This is a genomic window from Candidatus Nanogingivalaceae bacterium (genome assembly GCA_015257795.3).
Classification (GTDB): Bacteria; Patescibacteriota; Saccharimonadia; order Saccharimonadales; family Saccharimonadaceae; genus Nanogingivalis.
Window position 1 is genome coordinate 497,541 of record CP072208.2, and the last position, 24,748, is coordinate 522,288.

Annotated in this window: 18 protein-coding genes and 2 tRNA genes; 5 read left to right on the forward strand and 15 right to left on the reverse strand. The window is 36.3% G+C overall.

The features are described from left to right. Positions 1 to 7: 7 nt before the first annotated feature. The 11 genes from obgE to typA form a co-directional block, all read right to left on the reverse strand. Entirely contained in the window at positions 8 to 1,309 is a 1,302-nt protein-coding gene (gene obgE / locus HXK94_002615) for a GTPase ObgE (GenBank protein QTI96141.1), read from the reverse strand. Positions 1,310 to 1,385: 76 nt separating this feature from the next. After that, entirely contained in the window at positions 1,386 to 2,579 is a 1,194-nt protein-coding gene (locus HXK94_002620; protein QTI96142.1) for a CHAP domain-containing protein, read from the reverse strand. A gap of 246 nt (positions 2,580 to 2,825) precedes the next feature. Further along, complete coding sequence (gene mltG, locus HXK94_002625; protein ID QTI96143.1) at positions 2,826 to 3,995, reverse strand: endolytic transglycosylase MltG; 1,170 nt, start codon at positions 3,993 to 3,995, stop codon at positions 2,826 to 2,828. Beyond that, positions 3,995 to 4,408 (reverse strand): Holliday junction resolvase RuvX, encoded by a 414-nt coding sequence (gene ruvX, locus HXK94_002630; GenBank protein ID QTI96144.1) that lies wholly within the window; start codon positions 4,406 to 4,408, stop codon positions 3,995 to 3,997. Before ruvX ends, mltG begins: the two co-directional genes overlap by 1 nt. Beyond that, on the reverse strand, positions 4,408 to 6,018 hold the full coding sequence (locus HXK94_002635) for a baseplate J/gp47 family protein (GenBank protein QTI96145.1): 1,611 nt from the start codon (positions 6,016 to 6,018) through the stop codon (positions 4,408 to 4,410). The genes ruvX and HXK94_002635 overlap by 1 nt, the downstream gene beginning before the upstream one ends. An 11-nt stretch (positions 6,019 to 6,029) precedes the next feature. Then, positions 6,030 to 7,289, reverse strand: a complete 1,260-nt coding sequence (gene pilM / locus HXK94_002640) for a pilus assembly protein PilM (GenBank protein ID QTI96146.1) — start codon at positions 7,287 to 7,289, stop codon at positions 6,030 to 6,032. Positions 7,290 to 7,369: 80 nt separating this feature from the next. Further along, positions 7,370 to 9,253, reverse strand: a complete 1,884-nt coding sequence (locus tag HXK94_002645; GenBank protein ID QTI96147.1) for a hypothetical protein — start codon at positions 9,251 to 9,253, stop codon at positions 7,370 to 7,372. 68 nt (positions 9,254 to 9,321) lie between these two features. Beyond that, positions 9,322 to 10,614, reverse strand: a complete 1,293-nt coding sequence (locus HXK94_002650) for a hypothetical protein (protein ID QTI96148.1) — start codon at positions 10,612 to 10,614, stop codon at positions 9,322 to 9,324. 10 nt (positions 10,615 to 10,624) lie between these two features. Further along, positions 10,625 to 11,389: a triose-phosphate isomerase gene (gene tpiA / locus HXK94_002655; protein QTI96149.1), complete on the reverse strand. Its 765-nt coding sequence runs from the start codon at positions 11,387 to 11,389 to the stop codon at positions 10,625 to 10,627. A 41-nt stretch (positions 11,390 to 11,430) separates the two neighbouring features. Then, complete coding sequence (gene pgk / locus HXK94_002660; protein QTI96150.1) at positions 11,431 to 12,750, reverse strand: phosphoglycerate kinase; 1,320 nt, start codon at positions 12,748 to 12,750, stop codon at positions 11,431 to 11,433. A gap of 336 nt (positions 12,751 to 13,086) precedes the next feature. Continuing rightward, positions 13,087 to 14,913, reverse strand: coding sequence for a translational GTPase TypA (gene typA, locus HXK94_002665; protein QTI96151.1), 1,827 nt, complete (start codon positions 14,911 to 14,913; stop codon positions 13,087 to 13,089). 377 nt (positions 14,914 to 15,290) lie between these two features. Here typA and HXK94_002670 point away from each other — a divergent pair. From HXK94_002670 to HXK94_002685, 4 genes are all read left to right on the forward strand, one after another. Next, a tRNA-Val gene (locus HXK94_002670) sits at positions 15,291 to 15,367 on the forward strand. A 148-nt stretch (positions 15,368 to 15,515) separates the two neighbouring features. Then, positions 15,516 to 16,004 (forward strand): hypothetical protein, encoded by a 489-nt coding sequence (locus tag HXK94_002675; protein QTI96152.1) that lies wholly within the window; start codon positions 15,516 to 15,518, stop codon positions 16,002 to 16,004. 266 nt (positions 16,005 to 16,270) lie between these two features. Further along, a complete protein-coding gene (locus tag HXK94_03465) occupies positions 16,271 to 17,740 on the forward strand; it encodes a collagen-like protein (GenBank protein QXT26400.1) in 1,470 nt (489 codons plus the stop codon). Positions 17,741 to 17,973: 233 nt separating this feature from the next. Then, the gene (locus tag HXK94_002685) at positions 17,974 to 20,271 is read left to right on the forward strand and encodes a DUF11 domain-containing protein (protein QTI96153.1); all 2,298 of its coding nucleotides are present in this window, start codon (positions 17,974 to 17,976) and stop codon (positions 20,269 to 20,271) included. 73 nt (positions 20,272 to 20,344) lie between these two features. Here HXK94_002685 and HXK94_002690 read toward each other — a convergent pair whose 3' ends face one another. Continuing rightward, the gene (locus tag HXK94_002690) at positions 20,345 to 21,196 is read right to left on the reverse strand and encodes a bifunctional 5,10-methylenetetrahydrofolate dehydrogenase/5,10-methenyltetrahydrofolate cyclohydrolase (GenBank protein QTI96154.1); all 852 of its coding nucleotides are present in this window, start codon (positions 21,194 to 21,196) and stop codon (positions 20,345 to 20,347) included. Between the two features lie 86 nt (positions 21,197 to 21,282). Here HXK94_002690 and HXK94_002695 point away from each other — a divergent pair, with 86 nt between their 5' ends. Further along, the gene (locus tag HXK94_002695; GenBank protein ID QTI96155.1) at positions 21,283 to 21,840 is read left to right on the forward strand and encodes a hypothetical protein; all 558 of its coding nucleotides are present in this window, start codon (positions 21,283 to 21,285) and stop codon (positions 21,838 to 21,840) included. 53 nt (positions 21,841 to 21,893) lie between these two features. On the opposite strand, the gene murB is transcribed toward HXK94_002695, so the two are convergent. The 3 genes from murB to HXK94_002710 form a co-directional block, all read right to left on the reverse strand. Further along, positions 21,894 to 22,940, reverse strand: a complete 1,047-nt coding sequence (gene murB / locus HXK94_002700) for a UDP-N-acetylmuramate dehydrogenase (protein ID QTI96156.1) — start codon at positions 22,938 to 22,940, stop codon at positions 21,894 to 21,896. Positions 22,941 to 23,003: 63 nt separating this feature from the next. Then, positions 23,004 to 23,080, reverse strand: a tRNA-Arg gene (locus HXK94_002705). Between the two features lie 41 nt (positions 23,081 to 23,121). Continuing rightward, positions 23,122 to 24,717 carry a glycosyltransferase family 39 protein gene (locus tag HXK94_002710; protein QTI96157.1) on the reverse strand — a complete coding sequence of 532 codons (1,596 nt, stop codon included), beginning with the start codon at positions 24,715 to 24,717 and terminating at the stop codon, positions 23,122 to 23,124. Positions 24,718 to 24,748 lie beyond the last annotated feature (31 nt).

Consider the following 24,748-nt stretch of genomic DNA (forward strand, 5'->3'; position numbering starts at 1 on the left):
CTATACTTTAGTCTTCCCAATTCGAGTCAACTAGTTCAAATTGATTGCCCGAAATTGAAATTATGCTTGAGTTTTCTGCGCCCATTCGACGAAGCTCGTGTTCAATTCCCATTTTCCGCAAAATATCTCGCAAACGATTTACGCCATGAATATTCATAAAGTTAGTTCTTCGAGCAAATTTCTCAATTTTATCCCCAAACACTTCATAAACACCCTCTTCTTCATTAAATTCAACAAACCAAGCTTTATTGATATCCTCTTTCGAAAGTGAAATAATAGTAATATCTTCATCTTCTTCGTTATCTTCTGCCTCATTTTGAAAACTTCTAAAATCTTCAACTTGTTTTCGAAGAGCGCGAAGAACTTCTTTCAAACCCTGATGTGCGCTTGAAGAAATCGCAAAAATTTGAGAATCGCCAGCAACCTTGCGAAGTTTCGAAATCTGGAAATCGATAATTTCAGTATCCATTCCTTCTGTTTTAGTTAAAGCGATAATCTCAGGTCTATTTAATAGTTCTGGTTGGTATTTTTTTAGTTCTTCACGAATAATTCTATATTGCTCGTCTGGTTTTTCTTCATAAACATCAATTAAATGTAATAAAACACTAGTTCGCTCAACATGGCGCAGAAAAGCATCACCTAAGCCTTTTCCTTCGCTAGCCCCTTCAATTAAGCCCGGAATATCCGCTATCAATAAATTTGAGCCATCAATTTCTGCTACACCAAGATTTGGTGTTAAAGTTGTAAAAGCATAGTTTGCGATTTCTGGACGAGCATTTGAAACTACGCTTAAAAATGTTGATTTTCCAGCATTAGGAAAACCAACCAGTCCAACATCAGCAAGCAACTTTAGTTCTAAATCAGCCTCAAAAGATTCACCGGCTTCACCCAACTCCGCAACCCGAGGAGTTTGACGAACAGAAGACTTAAAGTGCGCATTACCAAAACCACCATCGCCGCCACGAGCAATTATAACCTCTTCTCCGTCAAACTTTAAATCAGCCAAAACCTCATTATCTCGCTTAACTATAGTCCCAACCGGAACTTTTACAATTAACGGTTCACCCGATTTTCCTGTCTTATTGCGCTTTGAACCACTTTCACCATTTTTAGCTTTAAGCTCTGGTTTGTATCGAAAATTTAAAAGCGTATTTAAGTCTTTGGTTGCCCGAAAAATAACATCACCACCACGACCACCATCGCCACCATCAGGGCCACCTTTTTCGATATATAGTTCACGCCTAAAACTAACCGCACCATTTCCACCACGGCCAGCCTGAACAAAGATTTTAGCTGTATCTACAAACATAAATAATATTATACCATATCTATTAATAAAAGTCTATTTTAAAATAGACACCCCTTAGGAGCATCTATTTTAATTTTTAGTGAATAAAGTTCGAAACACTACTTGCTGAAATAGTTCGTGTTGATACTACATTTAATTTTCCGGCATAATTCATGTCTGAAATAGTAATAGTACCATCACCGTTAACAGCCTCAACAATAGCAACGTGACCATATCCCCAAATATAAGAATTTGCATAAGCATTCCATTGAGCAATAGCACCCACGGTAGGAGTCTGATCTACTCTATATCCAGCAGCTCGAGCACTAACCGCCCAAGTCGAAGCATTTCCCCAGAAACTTCCAATATCTGGACGCCTATTGTAGGCATACCAAGTACAGTTTCCCCAAGCATACGCATTGCCCGCTTTAACATTATAGTTAGCAGACAGAGTAACTGAGCTGCTGCTTGAAGAAGAGGTTGACGAAGATCTTACTGAAGATTTTGAATAGCTATTAGTTGCAAGTTTCGTTTTTGGTGAGTAGTCTGGCCTTTCTTCCTCAGGAAGAATACCACCAGGAATAACAATCTCAACACCAACTTTAGGGTCTTCATTGTCTTTTAACTTATTGTAAGATACAACCCTTTCAGCATTCGCCTGATATTTATCTACGATACTTTTAAGGGTATCCCCAGGTTTTACGATATAGACAATCCCGTCAACAGGCAAGATACGCAACTCTTTCCCTGCTTCAACTTTATCGCCCTTGAGGTTGTTAACCCATTTTATAGTTTGTGCTGTAATACCATATTTATCAGCAATAGCCCGAATAACTTCCTCAGTTTCAGTTCGATATTTAACGATATCTCGCTTTTCCGAAGAAACTTCAAGAACTTTAGGCTTCTCTACAGAAGAGATAACTTGAGGGGCGTCTTGCAAAATTGCTGTAGAAGTAGACAAGCTCGCAGTAGAAGGAGCAACAGCCAGGTCTGCAGACTCAGCTAAATTTGCAATAACCCCAGACTCTGTTACCTTATCTGCTACAGAGCGGCTACCACCTAAATCACTCTTCTGTGAAGTTTCTACCTTACTCGTTTCAACCTTATTGTTTAACTCTGTAGTATCTTGTACTTCGGGCTGTTTAGAACTAAAAACAGCAACCATAATAACAATAATAAAAATAGAAGAGTAAACAACGGTAGATTTCTTACTTAAAATATTTATTATCTTTAATATTTTTGAATCCGATCGCTTCTGATCTTGTATGATTTCAATTTCAGGAGTTTTCACTCCTTTTTTTCGACTACAAATAATCTTTCTCCCGCAAACACATTACTGTGATGCAACTACCTTAATAATACCCTTTCTTCCGAAAATAAACAAGATGTCGACCTTTTTATTAATATTATAGTTAAACGATTGTCCTTACGGTATTTTCTGGTAGGTGCCTCAATATAAAAACCCATCAAGAAATAAGTCCTTATATTAATTTACATATAAAATTTTAACAAATATCCCTCATAATGTCAAGCTTAATCATAAAATCTGACATTTCTTTTTGCAATATTTATCTATATTTTCTTGATGCTCTAAGCTAGTCTTTCCATAGTATGTTTTATCATCATCACCACTCAAAAAGAATATATAGCTATGCTCAATCGGATCCGCAGTAGCTTTTAGAGCCGATATTCCTGGGGTAGCAATAGGCGAAGGAGTTAACCCTGTATTTTTTCTAAGATTATACGGGTTATCTAGATTTGGAGATCTTTCAATTCCAAGTTTATCAGCAATATACTGATAGGTCACATCAGAGCCAAGAGTCATTTCTTTTTTAAGCCTATTATAAAATACTCCTGCCACCTTTTGTTGGTCCTCAAAATCATTTAACGTTTCCTTCTGCACTATTGACGCAAGTGTAATTCCTTCATAGAGAGTTAGCCCCTTCTTCTTGAATTTACCCTCAAGGTTTAAACTAACAACCTGATTTTCAAAATCCGTAAAAAATCGCCTTAAAATATCTTCAACCTTTGTATCTTTTTTAAAGTTGTGCGTCTCTCCGTATAAAAATCCCTCTAGATCTGTATTTTTATCTTTACCAGCAAACAGCTTAGGAAATTCACTCGAATAATCTTTCGAGAAAGCTTGGTTGATCTCATTATTTGAATAACCAATTTTTGAAAGTGTAGCTTTAGCCATCTTAACTGTTCCACCAGGCAAGAAAGTCACATTAAAACTAGTATTAACTTGGCCCTTATTTAAAACTTCCAAAATTTCCGGTATCGTCATATTAGCAGATAATTGGTATTTACCTGCTAAAATATTCCTTTTATTATTCATTCTTGCGTAGAAAATTAACGAATTCTTAGAAATAATTAGCTTATCTTTTGCAAGATTTTTCGCTACTACATCTATAGAATCACCAGGATTAACTGTAAAATCAACTTTTTCTGTACTCTTAGATCTATGATTGATTGCCAAATTATAGTTTACGTAAAGTGTCGCCGAAAAAGCCAAAACACAAACTATTAAAATTGCTGAAATAAGGAATTTTCGATTCCTTCTTCTCCTCTTTTGCTCTTTCTTTAACAAAGGAACAATCTCTTTTTCTTGTTGTGTTATTTTCTCAATAACTTTTTCTGCACGTTTTTCGATAGGTTCAGATTCTTTTTGGCTACTTCCAGTCGAAAAATCCGATATCATATTCATTAAAAATTCTCCTCTAAATAGTCTTGCAAAATAATCGAAGCGGCATTCATGTCAATATCACCCTTTGAATAAGGCTTGCCGTAGCTTTTCAATCTATTTTCAGCCTGAATACTTGTTAAACTTTCATCCTGGAAGCTAATTTTATCTACAGCATATTTAAAATTTTCTACAAATTCTTTCGTATAGACACTTTGCGGTGTTTCTTCACCACTCTGATTCCTAGGTAAACCAACTACAAGTATATCAATTTCTTCTTTTGAAATTAATTGAATAATTTGTTTTATGGCTGATTCTTGAGTCTCATCATTATCGATAGTTATTAGAGGTATTGCTATTTTAATTGCCGAATCAGCAACAGCAATACCAATTCTTTTCGTGCCGACATCGAGAGCCATAAGCTTTAGTGATTTCATTATTTATTAACCGTAAACTCAATCTTTATTTTTTTACTATCTTTTGGTACGGAGTTGACCCAGAAGAAAGAGAATTTAACGTCAACATTTTGAACTCCTTCCGTAGAGCTAATTAAGCTTCGTACTTCTCCAGATTTTTTACCCTTAATTTTTTCCTTAAGTTCATCAGTATTAATCGTTGGACCAATCTTAACATTTGCAGCAATTTCTACACTACTTCCATTAAACTTAGTGAAGTTAGCGTTTTTTATTCCATAATCATAAATCTTCTGGTTATTTGCAGCACTAACCTTTTCTTTAGCTAAAGAATCAATTGCTGTTTTGATACTATTGTTTTCAAAAGCAGTAATTGAATAGATTGATGTCATCTTTAGTGTTGCCTTACCATTTGGCGCCTCTTGATTTACGGCCACAGATGAAGAAGATTCCCCGTCTTTAGCCGAAAAACTATCTTCTAGAATCGTATAATTGTTGTCAAATTTTGATTTTAACTCTGACTTAATCGAATCAATTCCTTCGGCGTTCAGTTTAGCTTTAGCGTTGTTTATATCAGCTTGAGACACAACTTTTAATGTTTTCTTGCTTCCACCAGATAATTGGCCACCACGAGCAGATATATCACCAATCGAAGATGTATATTTTTGCGCCTCTAAGTTACATTGTTCACCAATTACTGTGGCTTTAATACCGACAGTCGCACTTCCAGCAGAAATAGAACCACCCTTAATTTTTGCCCCTGGGATTGTTACATCCGAAGTTGTTACAAAATTACATTGACCAGCTGAAAAAGCTGAACCTTGCACGATAGTCACCGGGTCACTATCGCCACTTTGTGAAAGAGTCAAAGTTCCAGATGCTGCCTCCCCTTCTTCTCTAGTTCCGGTCGCATCAAATGTTACTTCACGAGTTTTATTTACAGTCTCTGTTTTTGAAAGAATCGTTTCATTGGAAGCAACATTCGAAACCTTAGAAACACCTTTAATACTACTTGTCGAAGTTTTTGCAGTAATTACAATATCCGCAAACGGAGCAAAGAACATCGCCCAGACTATAAAAATCAAAAACAACGAAACGGCACCAGCAATAATAAAAATCTTCTTCCTGAATTTTGAAAAATCTGGAACTTTTATATTCTTTTTAGCTTTATTAGTTTTCGCATTCTTTAAATCCGGCTTAACCTTATTGAAATTTTTATTGTCATCAATATCTAAGTTTTCAAGAAGTTCCGCCTCTTTTTCTTCTGGACTTGGACCGCTAAACTCTGAGATTGGTAGGCTCTCACCATCAATAACATCATCACCATCAACCTCAAGAATATCAATTTCTGGAATTTCAGGCTTACTTTGCAATGTTTTTGCTACAGGTATTTTTGCTGCAGCCGACATAGTTTTTAAAGCTGAGTTATTTGTAACAAAAACTATCTTTTTATCGGCTTTCTGGGCGGTACGAGATAGTAACCTGATATTTACAGCGCTTCGAAAAACACCCAAGCTTTTCGGTGGGACAATCGCAATAATCCGTTCTTTCGAAGATTTTATTTTATTTACAACATCTGTAATATCGTCTTCTACATCAACATAAATTACATCTTTTGTAGTTTTTTCACTCATTTTCTACCTCTTTAAGTTCGCAAAATTCTATTTAGCTTATCTCTGAAATTTTCACTCGCATTTTCATCAGAACTATAAGTGTCATAACCGACTCGCAATAGTCCCATTGCGGTAATAAACGTATGGTCGTTTATTTTTCCAGATTCATCTACGACGCCAGAGACTTCTTCTGGTTTTATATGTTTAACCGTAGGTTTTTTATTGAATGGCAACTCTTTCCACCAGTCACTATTTTCGAGACGCTCAGTCAAAGACGCTAGGCTAGACCCACCGCCACAAAGCAAAATTCTCGAAGGAAGATAATCAATATTTTCAAAATCACTTAAAGCAAGTTCAACACCCGAAACCCAAACATCAAGAGTGTTTTCGATTGCATCGATTGCTTGTTGCGCAATATTAGACTTAAGTTTATCGTTTGAAAGGTTAACTTTAAGCTTTTCAGCATTTTTGTATGACAGCCCCATTTCATTAGCAATCTGATTAGTAAAACTTCTTCCGCCAATCCCAAACATCTTAGTACCTTCAACACCGCCGTCATTAACAACTGCAATATCTGTCGTTCCACCACCTACATCAGCTAAAATAGCCGTGAAACTACTTGAAGAATCCGATCCAACAACACTTCTAGCTACAGCAAAAGGTTCAGCAGCAACTGCAATTAAGTCAAGAGCCAGCTCATTCGCAACACGTTCAATAGCACCAATATGAACCGTTGGTGCAAAAGCTGTATATATCTGGATTGAGACATCTTTACCTTGAAAACCAATTGGATTTGAAACTTTATATCCATCTATATGAATACCCACAATAGCTGAATTAACTAGCTTAATTTCAGCTTCTTGATTTCCTGTTTCGAGAGCAATTTCTCTCTGTGCCTTAAGCTGAGCGCGTTCTTGAATTTTATCGATAATAAATTCCATTTCTGCCTCATCAAGCGGTCGATTTGGTTGAGGTCGACGGTATTTTATAGTATTCGTCGCACCTTTCACTAGCTCTCCGGCTATTCCTATCACAGCCTTTTTTGCTTGAATTTCAGCCTGATCTTCTGCTTCAATTAGTGCAGTTTCACAGTTCTGAACAACGCTCGCAATATCAGCAATAGCGCCTGAATGCATATCAGAGACTTCTTGCCTCGCACGACCAACACCGATCACACGAATTTCATCATCGTGAATCTCGGCTACAAGAGCCTTCACGAATTCAGTTCCAATATCAAGCGCAACGATATGATTATCGTTTAAATCTTCTCTTTGTTTATTCTTGAATAACATCTTAAAACTATTATAAAGCTTTTATGCTTTTTTTGCAAATTTTTATACTAAATAAGTGTACATACAGTACACTTATTCTTTTATTGAAGAATCGCTTTAATTCGACGTACTCCAGCACTTGAAGATTGTTCTTTAACAATTTTAAACTTCTTACCGCCTTCTGCCAATTCTCTAGTATTATCAACATGTGGACCACCACATATTTCTACACTGAAAGGTTTTTCACCTTCAGCCTTCATTGTATACACTTTTACGGTTTCACCGTATTTATCTCCAAACACACCGATCGCTTTTAGTTCGTTTAATGCGTAATCCGTTGGATATTCCGCCCAAGAAACTTCTAAGCCTTTCGATATTTGTTCATTCACCGTATCTTCAATTTGCTTTTTCTCTTCATCTGTCAGCTTACGGTCAAATGTAAAATCAAATCGTAAACGATCTGTATTGATATTTGAACCCTTTTGCGCAATTTGCCCTTCAAACATATTATGTAAAGCCGCATTCATTAAATGTGTAGCTGTGTGAAGCTTGCGATGTTCAAGAGTTTGACCTTCAAGCCCACCTTTAAACTTACCCTTCGAAGCTGTTTGCGAACGCTCACGTTGTTCTTTCATCTTAGTGTTGAATTCTTCCTGCCAATTTTCTGAAAGAGAGATACTTCGACGAACAGCCTCTTCGGTAGAGAGCTCAAGCGGAAAACCAAAAGTGTCATACAATTGAAATAGTTCTACGCCCGTTAATCCATCTTTTGAAAACTTCTCAAGTTCACGCAATCCTTTTCGAAGTGTTCGACGGAAGGCTTTTTCTTCCTTCACCATTACGGCAATAATTTCATCACCCTTTTCAGCAACTTCTTGATAATCTGGAGCATAAATATCAACAATAACTGGAATGATTTGTTCCACGAAATTATCTTCAATTCCTAAATCGAAAGCTTTAGCCATTGCGCGACGAATAAACTTTCGCATAACATAGCCTTGCTCTTTGTTTGAAGGCGTGCATCCATCAACCGCCAAAAAAGCCGCACTTCGAAGATGATCTGCAATTACGCGCATTGAAGCAGTGTTTTCATCGTATTTTTTACCACTTATTTCTTCGATTTTATCAATAATCGGTTTCATTAAACTAATCTGGAAAACATCTGGGCTATCAATTTTAGCTGCGGCGATTCGTTCCAACCCACCACCAAAATCAACATTCTTGTGTTCAAGAGGTTCGAAAGAGCCATCCTCGAGACGGCGATACTGCATAAACACCTGGTTACCAATTTCCATAAATCGACCGCTGTCACTTGCAGGATGAGCTTCTCCAAAGCTAGCATCATGATTTTCTTCACCGAAATCATAAAACACTTCGGAGTCTGGACCACATGGATCCCCGATTGGTGTAGTATCTAATCCACCACCACGACTCCACCAGTTTTCTTTATCGTTATAAAAGAATATTCGACCACCTTGAAGACCAAGCTTGTCACCATTTTCGGCAGTATCAAGCTCAACAATTTTCGCATCAATTCCTTTTTCCGCAAAAACCTTTTGCCAAATTTTTGCAGACTCATCGTCACGGGGGATATTGTATTTTTTATTTCCAATAAAACAAGATACGTAAATCTTTGAAGGATCTAGACCAACCACATCCGTTAAAAACTCAAAAAATTGCCGAATTTGTTGCTCTTTAAAGTAATCGCCAAGAGACCAGTTTCCTAACATCTCAAAAAAAGTTGTGTGCCGATTATCGCCAACATCATCAATATCTTGTGCACGCAAACATGTTTGACTATCTGTTAACCGTACTCCATCTGGATGTTTTTTACCTAAAAGATACGGTAAAAGTGGCTGCATTCCACTTCCCGTAAATAAAGTCGTTGGGTCATCTTTTAAAATCAAAGAAGCCCTTTTAATTACTCTGTGTCCATTTTTTTGGCAAAATTCTAAATAAGCTTTTCGGATTTCTTGTGCATTCATAGAAGATATTTTAACATATTTTCATTAAAAAATAAACAGGCCCAATCTAACCTGTTTATTTTTTTATCTTATTGAAAGGTAAACCAATATGCCGCAAATCCAGCCGCTGCTCCAAAGATCATTATAGCAATTATCGCAATAACAATTCCCCAGCCAGATTTCTTTCGACGCTTTATTGGCGCCGAGTACTCATCACTTGCAAGAATTGGTGTAGTTGATTTAGCTTGTCTCAACTCTTTAACGATTGTTGGCTTTTGACTTTGGTTTAATGTAATCTTTTTAAACTCAAAACTTTTTTGTTGATCTTGACCCTGTCTCATTCCCAAAGGTCTTTTCTCGATTTGAGGATTTTGAACAAAAGGCGTTTTTGGTTGATCTATATTTTTATCAACAGTCTGAATTATAACCTTATCATGATTTTCAGACTTTTTCACCAGCTGATCTGTTTCTTCCTTATTGACATCTAGCTTATTAGTCTGGTCTTTTTCCTCGATATCTTTTTTATCTTCAAAAATAATCCGATTTTTGCTTTCCGAAAGATCTTTAACATCATCTTCTTTATGAATTGGAATAATATCATCCTCTTGGTTATCGCCGCTTCCAATCTCTGGCATAACTTTTTCGAAAGTTGGCTCGGTCTCAATCTTTGAGGTATTTATAGTTGGCTTAATATTTTTTCTCTCTGGAACCTCAATAGCTCGATCGCCGTGGAAAAATCTTAAATTATTATCATCTTCACCAATATTATAAACACCTGCATAAAATTTTGCTCGGTCCGGGATTACAGCTGTTTTTTCTTCAATATTAGTTACTTGCTGTTTTTTCGATTGTTCTTCTTGAGACAGTTTTGTCTCTTTTCGCTCAGAACGTTTTTCTAATCTAACAACACTCCTTTTTCTAATTGGAGAATTCTCCATTCTTTTTATATTTCGAACCGGCTTTTCTCCACCATAAGTTTCCAAAACTGGACTTTCGAAAGCAATTTTATCTTCCTTTTGAGAAAAAGGCATGCCAAAATTGTCTCGGTGATGTTCTGGTGAAACCGGAGCGCTAAAATCATCTAAAATTCGGACTTTGGTCTTTTTTGCAACTGTTTTTTTCTCTATTCTCGCACTCTGTATGTCTACATTTCGAATATCATTTTTAATAGTTTCGTTGCGTTTTTCTTCTGTGTTTTGATGAAGTTGGTCTGCAGATCTTGGAGCTTTTCGAGCAAAAACCATCTCTTTATGGTCTGCTAAATTTTCAGAATAATTTACTGTGCCCGCAAAATTACTCTTATTCTGTGTGTTTGGAACAACTCCATTTTCAAGATAGCTTCCAACCGCTTTATCTAATTCTTCAAAATCTATATCTCTCATATTTTTCCTTTTATTTTATTGTTTCAAAAACTTTTTGAGTAATCTGTACAAACTTTTCAACGCTTAGGCTTGCACCACCAATTAACAACCCATCAACACCTTTAATTTTAGCATAGTCTGTCGCAAATTCCGGCTGAACACTTCCACCATAGACCACTTGAATCTCTTCGGCAGTTTTTGCTCCATACAAATTTTTAATTTGATTTCTGATAGTTTTTACAGCTTTTCGAATATCATCTGGATTAGCATTTACTCCAGTTCCAATCGCCCAAACTGGTTCATAAGCGATAATAACTTTCGAAATATCTTCACTCGAAACATTCGCAAGCCCACCCAGCAGCTGATCGTTCAATACTAGATTTGTTTCATCATGGTTCCGTTCGTCTGAAGTTTCACCGATGCAGAGAATCGGACGAATATTATTCCTAATAGCTGCTGCAACTTTCGCACGAATATCCTTATCTGTTTCGTGAAAAATATTCCGCCTCTCGGAATGTCCAACAAGCGCATATTGCACAATTCCTCGAAGTTGAGAAATTGAAACTTCACCAGTAAAAGCACCGTGGTCGCGCCAATAGAAATTCTGAGCAGCAAGTTTAAATTGACGATGATTGATTTGTAGACTTAAAGATTGAAGCGTAAAAGTTGACGGTGCAAGAATAACTTCCATCCCACGATGAGCTTGAACTTTTTCACTTAATTTATGCAAGAAAATACTCGACTCTTGCATGTTTAAATTCATTTTCCAGTTGGCGATAACAAGTTTTTTGTTCATAATACCCTTATTTTAACATTTTATTTTATTTTTGTAAATTCTTATGCTTTATCTTCCAGAACTTCAAATCCTGGTAAAATTTCGCCACTCATTAACTCTAAAGCCGCACCACCGCCAGTTGAAATTAGTGAAAAATCAGCAATTTCAGGATTTTGATTTGACCAATTTAGCGCGAAAGCCGACGTATCACCACCACCTACAATCGACTTCATGCCATTATCTCTTGTAGATTTCGAAATTTGCAAACATGTTCGGCGTGAGCCTTCGGCAAAATTCTCAAACTCAGCATAACCAACGGTTCCATTCCAAACAACCATTTTAGCTTTCGAAATTTCACTCTCAAGCTTTTGAATTGCCTTTTCACCTAAATCTAAAATCGTTTCATCTTCCGCAACAGAGATAACTCGTTTTTCAACTCGTTCAGCATCTTTCGAAAATTCTTTCGCTACAGCAACTTCTTCTGGTAAAATAATAAATTCTCGAAGGCCTTCAAAACCAACCTTCTTCTCCGCCAATCTAAAAATCTGTTCGATAACTTCCTTTTGACCATCTTCAATTCGACTTTTTCCAACCTTAACATTAAGATATTTCAAAAAAGTATTTGCAATTGCGCCAGCCACAATAATTTTATCTGCACGCTCAACAAACTTTTCAATTAAAGGCAGTTTATCTGAAATTTTAGCGCCACCCATAACTGCAACAAACGGCCTTTTAGGGTTTCTAAAAGCTTCTGAAATAGTTAGATATTCCTTTTCGAGCAATAGTCCAGCCACGCTTGGAAGTTTTTTTGCGATTTCACTCGTTGAAGTATGTTCTCGATGAATAACACCAAAACCATCTTGCACGAATAAATCTGCTCCCGTAACTTGCAGTAATGCATCTGCAAAATCTGATGAATTAGATTTTTCACCTTTCGAAAAGCGTAAATTCTCAAGCATCTCAATTTTGTAATCATCGTCAGCGTCCTTCATAGAAACTGAATACCGCGTACGTGGAAAAATTGGCGTCGTATGAAAATTCATCGGAAAATTCAAATCTTCAGCCTCTAAAAGTTCCCTTAAATGATTAAAAACTGGTCGTAGTGAATATTTTCTAGACCCATTAGGCAGATGTTCAAGCTCATCCAAATCTGAAATTCCTTCAACCGCTTTTGGTCTACCCATGTGCGAAATAATAATAATTTTTCGAACGCCTCGCTCAATAAGGTTTTTAAGTGTTGGCAAGCTTGATTTAATTCTAAAATCATTCAAAATATTCGCCTCACCATTTTCAGAATATTCAATTGGGACATTATAGTCTGTGCGAACTAGGACAACCTTTCCACGCACATCAATATCATTAATAGTTTTTTTGTTAAACATATGTTTCCTTTTTTATTTTGCAAATTTTAATTTAATTTTATCACGTTTAAGTTTAAAATTCAATATTTTAATGTTTTTTTGAAAAAAGTATTGACATTTTGTTTTTAATATGTTATTATATGAACATAATCATCCAAAAATAAAAATATAAAAACAAAAAATGATTATAGAAAGGAAATATTTTGTTTAAAGTTATTCGAGTTAATCAATCTGAAGACGCTTACTCAGTAAACGTACGAACAAGTCGCGAAAAATAGTTAAGGCTTTCGAAAAACAAAAAATCGCCCTCCTATCATTGGGGCGATTTTTAAATGTTTTTATTAAATTGTCAAGTCTTTACTTTACAGCTTTTGCCATGCGCTTACGCTCAATCGAATCTAGATATCGTTTTCGAAGTCGCAAATTCTGTGGTGTAACTTCAAGCAATTCATCGTCTTCAATAAAATCAATACATTGCTCAAGGCTTAAATTAGTATACGGAGTTAATTGAACCGCGCCATCAGAAGATTTTGAACGCATGTTTGTAAGATGTTTTTCTTTCACGACATTAATTTCAAGGTCTTCTTGGCGGTTATTTAACCCCACGATCATTCCGGCATAAACTTCAGTTCCTGGTCCAATAAACAATTCTCCACGGCTTTCCGCACTTTGTAGTGCGTATGGCGTTGAAGTTCCTTTTTCGAAAGCAATCAAAACTCCATTTCGGCTAGAAGGGATTTTTGCTCCCATTTCTTGATAACCATGAGGTAAGCTATTCATAATAATAGTACCTTTTGTTGCGGTCAACATTAAGTTTCGAAGCCCAATCATGGCTCGAGTAGTGATAATATACGTTAACCGCGTTGCGCCTGTTGGCAAACTCTCTTGAGAACGCATTTCTGCTCGGCGAGTTCCCATTTCTTGACTTACTGCGCCCACAAATTCTGGCGCAACTTCAATGATCAATTCTTCAACCGGCTCTTTTTCAACACCATCTTCCTGAATTGTCACCACTTGTGGACGACCAACTTCGAACTCAAATCCTTCACGCCGTAGAGTTTCAATTAAAACTGAAAGGTGTAGCTCACCGCGACCGGAAACAATAAAACCAATTCCATCTTCTTTAACTTGAAGTGAAACATTTGTTTCAAGTTCTTTCTTTAGCCTATCACCAATCTGGCGAGAAGTTGTAAATTCACCTTCACGACCCTTCATTGGGCTTGTATTTGGTCCAAGATACATCGAAAGTGTTGGTTTTTCAACCTCAATTGTTGGTAGGGCTTCAGGGTTATTCACATCGGCTAGAGTTTCACCAATTTCAGCTTCACTAATACCCGTAATCGCAACAATATCGCCTGCAAAAGCCTCTGTAATTTCTTCACGATGAAGCCCTCGATACGCAAAAAGCTTATCGATTTTTGACTTTTTAACAGTTCCATCACGCTTAATTAGAGCAATTTGTTCTCCAGCTTTAACTTTTCCGCGAGAAATTCGCCCAATAGCATATTTGCCCAAAAAGCTATCGTATGTTAAAGAAGTTATAAGTAATTGAAAATCACCGTCAACATCAACTTTTGGCGCCGGAATTTCATTAATAATTGCTTCGAAAATAGGTTCAAAATTTGCTTCAGCTTCTGGATTTTCTGGAACCTCAGGCCAAGCTTTACCATCACGCCCAATCGCATAATAAGTTGGGTAAAGAAGTTGATCGTCGTTCGTTGCTAGCTCTAAGAATAGATCTGATACCTCATCATTAACTTCGGCAATTCGACGCGCAGGTTTATCAATTTTATTTACAACTACAATAGGTTTTAAACCAAGCTCAAGAGCTTTCGAAAGCACAAATTTCGTTTGAGGCATTGGTCCTTCTTGAGCATCCACAACCAAGATAACACCGTCAGCCATATTTAGTGTGCGTTCAACCTCGCCAGAAAAATCTGCGTGTCCTGGTGTATCGATAATATTAATTTTATAATCCCCATAATAAATTGAGGTTTGTTTTGCGGTAATAGTAATTCCGCGTTCCGACTCCTGATCACCAGAATCCATTAGGAGTGTTTGGCTCATTTCAGCCTGATTTTCACGGAATGTATTGCTTTGCTTTAAAAGTCCATCCACTAAAGTGGTCTTTCCGTGGTCAACGTGGGCAATAATTGCCACATTTCGAATATTTTCTGATTTCATGTTTTCCCTTCAATTCTTAAATTCACCTTATTTTAACATAATTAAACTATTTTTTCAATTTTCACCACATGAACTTTCCATATTAGTTTATAAAGTGGTTCCCTTTTTAAAAAATCCATTTTAATGCTGGCTTCTAACTATTTTTAGCTTATTTTTTGGGTTACGATCATAAATCAAAAAAATCTCTAAATTCACAATATGTTAAAATCTTAAAGCATTCCTCTGAGTCTTCTGACGTAATTTTAATAATAATATCGGTAAACTTTTTGACTATATATATTTATCTAAATATTTTTTATCGCACATTACTTATTTTTAAAAAAATAAAAAAAAGTTGTTGACTTTAAATAAATTGTCTGCTAAAATAGTAATTGTTCGGGTGATTAGCTCAGTTGGCTAGAGCATCTCGTTTACACCGAGAGGGTCTGGGGTTCGAGTCCCTAATCACCCACCAATTGAAATTATATCGAAAAGCTTCAATTCTGGAGCTTTTTTCTTTTGTTTCGAAAATGCTAAATATTGACTTTTAACGCTTTTTATGTTATTATATAAGCATTCTAGTACCTTTACTGGAAAATTTTTATAGAAAGTGAGGGGTTGATATGATTAACCTCTTGATGCATGCGCTAATCTTTTGCATGCAGTTATTAAATGTTGTTACTTTGGGTGTAGTGGATAACTTAGCAGTTGTCTATGGAGCACTCGTTCTCGCGACGCTCTATGTATTAGTTAAGCTAGATAAGCATTTTCCAATTTGCTTATTATGGCAAGAAGCTGGGCTATTTACTAAATCTCTAATCTTTGTAGGCTTAGTTCTAAATGCCCTTCCTACACCACTTTATTGGCTTGTTGGGATTTTTCTGATCATGTTGGCATTCTTTATTACGCCTACCAAAAAGAATGTGAAAGAAGCCAAGAAGCCTTCGCTGTTTTCGAAACTTAAAGGTGTTGTTTTCGAACACTATAACGAGAGTAACATAAAAAATAAGGCCACAAAAGTGACGGAAGCGTTTTCGAAGAAGGCAAAAAAACCTTCAAGCCCAAAAAAAGAAGAGGGCAAAAAAGAGTTTAAAAACCTCCCTCCTATTTAAAATTTTCCTTTTCTACCCCATTTTTTGGGGTATTTTTTATTTGTAAAAAACAAACCGCTTGCGCTTATTGCTTTTATATTATATAGGTATTGACTTTTTATTGCCTTTGTGCTATAATTCTAGCAGTTGACATATCATAATCACTACGATTTGTCAATGAAGCTTAACAAGAATTGGGTTATTATGAGGTATTAATCGTGCCTCAATAGTCATTATTTATTTTGGCCAAAATAAATAAAATCTGTATAGAAAGGATGGTGCAAAAAATGATGACTATAACAGAAAAAATTAACAGAATTCTAGAACAACTTGAAGGGCTATGCAAGAGTAGCGAAGAAAAGGTATGGCTAGAAAGAGTTTGCGAAGAGGCGGCTAAGAAGCCTTCGGACGAAAAAGTGGCGTATCTTGAAGGCCAGCTCCAAGCACTACGTGATATTAAAAACGAAGAGCTTGAAGAAGAAGCTGAGCCTCAGGAAGAAACTCCTGTTCGCCTTCACACAAACTGGGTGATGGCTGCATTATTAGCTATTTGTGTAGTTGTTGTAATTGCATTTCTAGTTTTAGGAATGTTCGGCAAACATAAAGCTAACGATGTCAAAGCAGCCGACAGCAAAACGGTCAGCTCTCTGGTTCTTCCAAAAGAAGAATTCCAGGTTATTGACTATAAAGTCGACGGCGACACTGTCGTCTATAACAGCGAAATTGCAAATACCCAACAAAAGGTGTTCGCAAACGGTTCAAAAGAGGATTCTCTTTCAACTAACGCTAATGATGCAGTTAACGAGATGGTTCAGTACATGAGCCACAACGCAACTGCGTTGAAAGAGAAAGCCATGACATTCGGTATTGTTGATACCAATACTGATGTCAAGGACTGGCTCGCGAAAGGTAAAGACGGAAATCTTTACTACAACGAAAAAGGAAAAGATGTCTACTATCAGACAAAAGCTTTCCTTTCCCGGAGTCAAACCTCTTCTAAGAAAATGGAAGAGGGCTCAAATTACTATGCCACTGGAGTTAATAGCAAAGGTGACGTAGTAGTAAGCGAAAACTCACAAAACCTCAGCGGACAAGAATACGTCGAAGTTTCAAATCCGAAAGGATCAACTGAGAAGTATTCTTATCGCGTACTTGTTTACTGTGGCAACACAGTAATGCAAAGCAATAACATCCCCGGGGTTAAAACGGGTAAAGTAGAGATTCCTACAAAGCCTAATGAACCTGGAAAACCAAGTGAACCAGGCAAACCTGGTAAGCCAGACAAACCTGGAAAACCAAGTGAACCAGGAAAACCTGGTAAACCAGACAAACCTGGCGAAAGCAAGGTTGAGAAAAAAGACCCTAGTAAAGATCCAGCCAACCAAGGCAAAGCACCGGTTGGTGGTGGTCAAAACGATGGATCTCAAAATGGAGCAGAAACTTCTCAGGCTAGCTTGCCTGAGCAATACTCTGCTCCATCAGCACCAGCGAACTCAAGCTCAGCTGCTCCATCACAAGATGCTCGCACTAGCGAACCATCTCAATGGACTGGAGCTGGAACAATTACGGACTCTAACGGCACTACAACAGTAGCCGATAATGGAGCCGTAACAACCCCTGATAATCATCATTACGATGGTTTAGTGGGTCAATCCACTCCTGCAGTTGAAGCAGGAGCTAACGGGGTCACAACTCCAAGTAGCTCTGCCAACTTCGCAGGCAATGGCTCTATGAGTGAGCCTGCAATCGATGATTGATTTTTTCAATAACGATTAGCACATTTTGAAAGTTAAAACTTTCAAATTTCACGCTAGGCGGTTTCCCGCCGCCTGGCTTTTCATTGATATCTCTTAATAACCCAATTCTGTGTTAGGTTTTAACAATTCGGCAAGCGAAGAAAAACAAAATATTGACAGACAGAATTATGATATTTATAATTAATAAAATTTCTAATAAAGTGGAGATTAGAAGGGAGAAAATGAGGGACCAAATGAAAAAACTCATTAATTTTATTAAAAACCATTCTGTAATCTCTGGTTCAATCTTGGCTGCAGTTATTGCTCCGGTTGCCGTTATGGCCTGGGGTCCAGCTCGACCATCATTTACTATTGAAAAACCAGCAGATTATATTACATTTAACTCAATCACAAATAACCCTGTTATTGGTGGTGACGAAAAAGACTTCGTTGGAATTCGTGAAGTTGGATCAAATGCTAACTGGACGAATAACATGAAAGTTCAAAACGGCAAAGAATACTATGTTCGAATTTACGTTCACAACAACGCAGCTTCGAATCTAAATCTTGTTGCCGAAAACGTAGTTGCGAAACTTAACGTTCCAACAACAACTGCAAAAACCGTAACTGTTCAAGGTCAGGTTTCAGCTTCAAACGCAAAACCTAACACAGTTTGGGATGAAGCAACTTTTTCAAGTGATAATGACTTCAACTTGGCTTATGTTGCTGGTTCTGCCCTTTTCGAAAACAACGGAATGGGTACAACTAAACTTCCAGACAGCATCGTAAACAATACGGGTGCAACTCTTGGATACAGCAAACTTGACGGAAAAATTCCTGGATGTTTTCAATATGCAGGTTACGTAACCGTTAAAGTTAAAGCTCAAGTTAACCAACCACAAGAGAAAACAGATATCGATCTTGCAAAAACAGTTCGAAATAAAACAAATGGCGAAAAAACTTGGACTGAAACTGTAAGTGCTAAAGGTGGCGACACAGTTCAATTCCAAATTCACGCTAAAAACACAGGTTCTGCAGGAATTCAGAACTTGGTAATTCGCGATATTCTACCAAAAGGTTTGAATTATGTTGCAGGTACAACAAAACTTTACAACACTTCAAACCCAAATGGCTTGAAAGTTAGCGATAACATTATTCAAAATTCTGGAATCAATATTGGTACATATCAAGCAAATGGCGACGCTTACGTACGTTTTGACGCAACAGTTGCAGCTGAAAAAGACTTGCCAGTTTGTGGAGACAACGTTTTGACAAACATCGCACAAGCAAGTGATCAAAAAATAGTTAAAAATGACACTGCTAGTGTACGGATCACTAAAAAATGTGATACTCCAAAACCTCAAACTCCAGCTTACAAATGTGACGCTTTAAGCTTAAATATTGTTCGAAAAGATGAAAAGCAAATCACTTATTCAGCTGATACGAAATATTCAGTAAAAGATACAGAATTTACTGGAACAAAATATGTTGTTAAAAATTCTAAAGGTGAAGTTGTAGCTCAAAAAGTAATCAACAATGGTACTAAATTTGAAATTACCGTTCCAAATGATGTAACTGAGAAATATACAATTATCTCAACAACCATGACTAAAAATGGTGAAAACACAAATGCAAATTGTGAAAAATCTTTTGAAACAAAAGCTCCAACAGTACCACCAACACCAACACCTAACAAACCTGAGTTGGTATGTAAAAACATCACAATCAACCAAATTTCTCGAACACGATTCGAATTCAATACTTCTTACACTGTAAATCACACAACATTTATCGGTGTTAAATACACCATCAAAGATGAAAGTGGTAAAGTTGTAATCGAAAAGACTGTAAACAATGGTTCGAAATTAACAGTTGATATCGAAATTGCTGGTAAATTCACAATTTCTTCAACAGTTATTACAAAAGATGGCGAGAATGCAAATTCAAACTGTGTAAAAACTTTCGAAGTTAAACGAGATGAAAAACCTTCAATCGTTATTAAGAAAACTGTAAACAATCAAAAATTTGCTAAACTTGAAGCAAATACTGATTTCAACTATGAAATTACAGTATCAAACAACGGAAATGTTGATTTGAAAGATGTTGTTGTAACTGACCGAGCTCCTGTAAACATTAAATTCATTAGCTCAGACAGCGGTAAAATTGAAAACAACATTTTGGTTTCAAAGATTGACTCTTTGAAGATTGGTGAAAGCAAAACTATCGTTATTAAATCTCAAGCAACTGCAACAGGTATGTCAGCCGTAAACACTGCTTGTGTAGATACTCCAACAATTCCTGGAGACAACGATGGTTGTGATAGCGCTAAAGTGGAAATTCCAAAGAAACAAACTCCACCAAGCCCAACACCAAACAACCCAACACCAAATGTTCCAACACCAAACAACCCAACACCAAATAATCCAGTACCAAGCGTTCCTTCAGAATTGCCTGAAACTGGTTCAGACGCCCTATCGGCAGTTCTTGGACTAGGTTCAATGGTAACTGCATTTGGTTACTACTTCGCAAGCCGAAAAGCTGCAAAATTCTAAAGCTGACCGCTTCTCAATGGGGCGATCGAGCTTCAGATAGAAAATAGACCTCAATTTCGAGGTCTATTTTTGTTTATAAATCTTGTTGCCCTTTTTGATTTGCAACTTTTCTTGCTGCAACAATGACATTATCGATCAAAGAAGCAACCGTTAGTGGACCAACTCCACCTTTTATTGGTGTAATAATCAGATCCTTTCTATTTTTACGAACTTCATCCGAAACATCACCCTTAATCTCTCCATCTTCGCTCGCCGTTCCAGCATCAATAACCACCGCCTTAGATTTTAGCATTTCTGAAGTAATTAACCCCGGTTTTCCAACCGCTGTAATTACCACATCAAAATCTTTAAGTGTTTTTACCATTTCTTCGCTATTAAATTCATCGAATTTCGAAACCATCACTCCAGATTTTTCAAACATTTTCGAAAGTGGCGCTCCTACAAGCCTCCCCTGTCCAACAACGGCAACCTTTTTACCTTCTAATGAAATATTATAGCCTGCCAAAAGCCAATTTATTGCTTGCGCTGTAGCTGGAACAAAATCACCACCATTCAAACCATCAACATCTTTTTCTTTCGAAATTTCACTCAAAATTGCTTCAGTTTCATTTTTCGAAAGTTTCTCGCCACTTTTATTTTCAAGCGGAAGTTGCACGATAATACCGTGAATATTCTCATCAAGATTAGCCTTTCGAATCTCTTCTTTCATTAACTCAACATCAACTTTTTGTCGCTCAACCTCAACTAAAATATCTTCGCCGTATTTTTCTTTTAGTCGCATATAAGTTTCAGTTACGGGGCTTTTTGAAGAATAAAAAATCACTAATTTTGGAAAAACTCGCCAGCTTTGTCGCAAGGCTCGCACCTGTTTAGCTTGGCGTTCTTTAATAAAATCACGAAGTTCTGCACCATTTAAAAATCTCATAAGCCTTATTATAAGCAAAAATCTTGAAAATTTCAATTTTTTAATATATAATCATTATAGAAATTAATCAAAGAAAGGATTTTTAAATGTATAATTATAATAGCGACTACTCATATGGATATAGAGGCTATAGTCACAGTGCAGAAACTGATGCTATTGCAGGAATGTCTATTGCGTTCTTTTTGATTTTTGCGCTAATTGCTGCAGTTATAGGATATGTTATTAGCTCTCTCCTTTACATGCTAATCTTTAAAAAAGCCGGGATCGATGCTAAAAAAGCTTGGATTCCTTTCTATAACCGCTGGATATTCTTCGAACTTGGTGGTCAAGAAGGCTGGAAATCTCTTTTGACTTTTATTCCTTATGTTGGAATTATAATCTCGGCTATTTTTGCAATTTTGGCAGCTATCGAAATTAGTAAAAAGCTCGACAAATCACCTTACTGGGCTATCCTTTTCGCATTCGCATCTCCTATCTGGTTCTTGATTCTCGGCCTAGACAGCTCTCGCTGGAATGATGCAGCCGGAAAAGAAAGTCTTGCAAAAGGAACTATTCTTGGCTACAAAATCGTAGAAGAAGAAAAAACAGAAGGAGTAAAAGAAGAGAAAACTCCTGACACTAAAGAAGAAAAAACAGAAGAATAATTCTTTTAAATTCTAAAAACGACATTCATAACTGAATGCCGTTTTTATTTTTATTAAATTTCCAGCGGTTCTTGTTCTATTTTTAAGCCAAATTTTTCAAAAACCCTATCTTGAATTAATTTTCTTGCCTGCGCTAATTCATCATAGCTTTTAGCTGAAATATTAGTTAGAACTAAAGCACTTCCTGGATGAACTCTCATTCCAAAAAACTCTCTCCCTTTTAAACCTGACTGTTCAATCAACCAGCCTGTTGGAATTTTATATTCATTACCAACCTTGAAAATAGGGATTCCTGGATATTTTTTTCGAAAATCTTCTGCGATACTCTCAGTTATTTTAACGTTTTTAAAAAAACTGCCCGCGCTCGGGATTTCTTCTGGATCAGGGAGTTTTCTTGAACGAATTTCCACTACCGCTTCCATCACATCCTTAGAAGTTAAATCTTCTTCTTTAATGCCTTTTTTCTTTAGTTCATGTTTTAAGGTCTCATATTTCGGATCCTCTGGCCGACCTTTCGAAAGTTCAAGATTTATTGAGATCACAAAATATTTATCTTTTTTATCTCTTTTAAAGATACTATCTCTATAAGAAAGTTGACATTCTTCTTTAGATAGAGTTTTAATCTCTTCCGTCTCGATTTCAAAAACTTCAACGCCTTTTAAAATATCAACAACCTCTTGACCGTAAGCGCCAACATTTTGAATAGGCAATGCACCAACCGTTCCTGGAATCATTGCCATAGCCTCACAACCACTTAAGTTTTTCGAAACTGCAAATCGCACGAATTCGTCCCAATTAACTCCCGAATTAACCTTAAATTCGATTTTTTTGTCATCTTCAAAAACTTGCTCAAAACCTAAAATTTCGTTTTTAATTACAATTCCAGGAAAAAACTTGCTTCGAACGATCGTGTTGCTTCCACCGCCCAGAATAAAAAATGGAATATTTTCTTTTTTAAAAAAGTGCACCGCCGCAGAAAAATCCTCAACACTTTTCACAACCGTAAAGTATTTTGCTCGACCATCAAGTTTCATTGTTGTAAATTTGCCAAAATTAACATCCTGGAAAATCTCTAAGTTTTCGAAAACTATATTTTTCATATTTTCATTATAGCACAGCCCTTATTTTTGCCAAAATAAAAAACTCGCAAATGCGAGATAATATGGTACACCCGGCAAGATTCGAACTTGCAACCGCTTGGTTCGAAGCCAAGTACTCTATCCAGTTGAGCTACGGGTGCTTACTGTTAAATTATACCATATTATTTTATTTTTGTGAAGACTATTTTGCAACAAATTTAAAAATTCTATACAACGGCTTTCCATCTATAGAGTTATTATAAAATTCTTCATTTGAAAGCTTATATTTATCAAAACTTGGAGCAGTATCTTCGTTATTGATATATTTTTCAATTACATAAAATTCTTTATTTTCTTTCAAAAACGACACATATTTTTCAATCTTAGGTGTAAAGTCCGAACGAATCATATCGCCAGATCCATAAATTGGCGCTTCACCATAGAACCAAACTTTACTATCACCAGTCGAATATTGAGCTGCCGAATAATAAAGAAAATCTCCTACAGCTATTGTTGCATATCTATTCTCATTACGAATTTGTTCTATTCCTTGACGAATTTCTGTTATTTCACCATCATTTTTTGAAACTCCTCGCTGTAAATCAATTTGAAAAACCCCAATACTGTGCGAAATTGCAACCAGTATCCCCAGCAATAAACTCATAAAGATTTTCTTATTTTTATAATTATAATAGATCGCAACCGCCAAAGCTATCGAAATAAAAATCTCAGCCATCAACAAATATCTGTCTACAAAAATCGAGCTCAACGGTGGTAAGCTTGCAACGTACAACACTATAACCGGAATAATTGCAATACTCAAAATCAACTGAATATTTTTTTCGAAAACCTTATTTTTCAATTCCCTTTTTATAGCAAAAAATGCAATAACTATAATCGATACTGCCACAATCGAAAGCCAGCCATTTGTTTTATTCACATCCAAGTAGAACAAAAAATTCGAAATCATATTTGGGATTGTTGAAAAATCTATAGCGGGAATCCAAAACTTTTCCTTAACGTAAGCTGTTTGCGCAATAAAAAATGGAATCCACGGTAGATATAAAATAGCAATGATTAAGTGCATCTTAAACCAGCTTTCACCAAAAAAATCATAAAAAATACTATTTTTCTGGTTCTTTCTGATTCTCAAGAATTGAAACCAAGTCTTTTTTCGCTCTAACTCTCTACGCCTACAAACCGAAAAACCTCTATAAATCCACAAAGAAACCGGAATAAGCCCGTAAAGATACTGTGTCCAAATCCCTAAACAAACCGCTAAAACATATATAAAACGCCATCGTTTAATTATTTTCGTATCATTTTTAGCCATCCAACCTTCGTAAAAAGCTCGTACCGCAACAACACCTAAAAACGTAACCATTGTATACATTCTAGCTTCTTGAGAATAACGAATCAGCATTGGAGAAATCGCCAAAAGCCCACTCGATATTAATGCTGTTTTCTTGTTAAAAAGTCGTTTAACTAATAAATAAGCCGCCAAAATTGTCAAAACGCCAAAAACTACCGACATACTTCTTAGGGCCAAATCGCTTTTACCAAAGAATAAACTCCAAATCTTCAAACAAAAATAATATAAAGGAGGATGAACATCAACAGATGTATAATGCCAAATGTCTGCAAAACTAAACCGAATTATATATGCCGAAAAAGCTTCATCAAACCAAATAGATGCTTTCGAAATCGTAGAAAAAACTATCGCTAAAAAACTAGAGAGAATCACAAGCAATACAAAACTAGCACGCCATTTTCTTATTTTCGAAAAAATTTTACTCATACTACTTATATTATATCATGGAAAAATTATC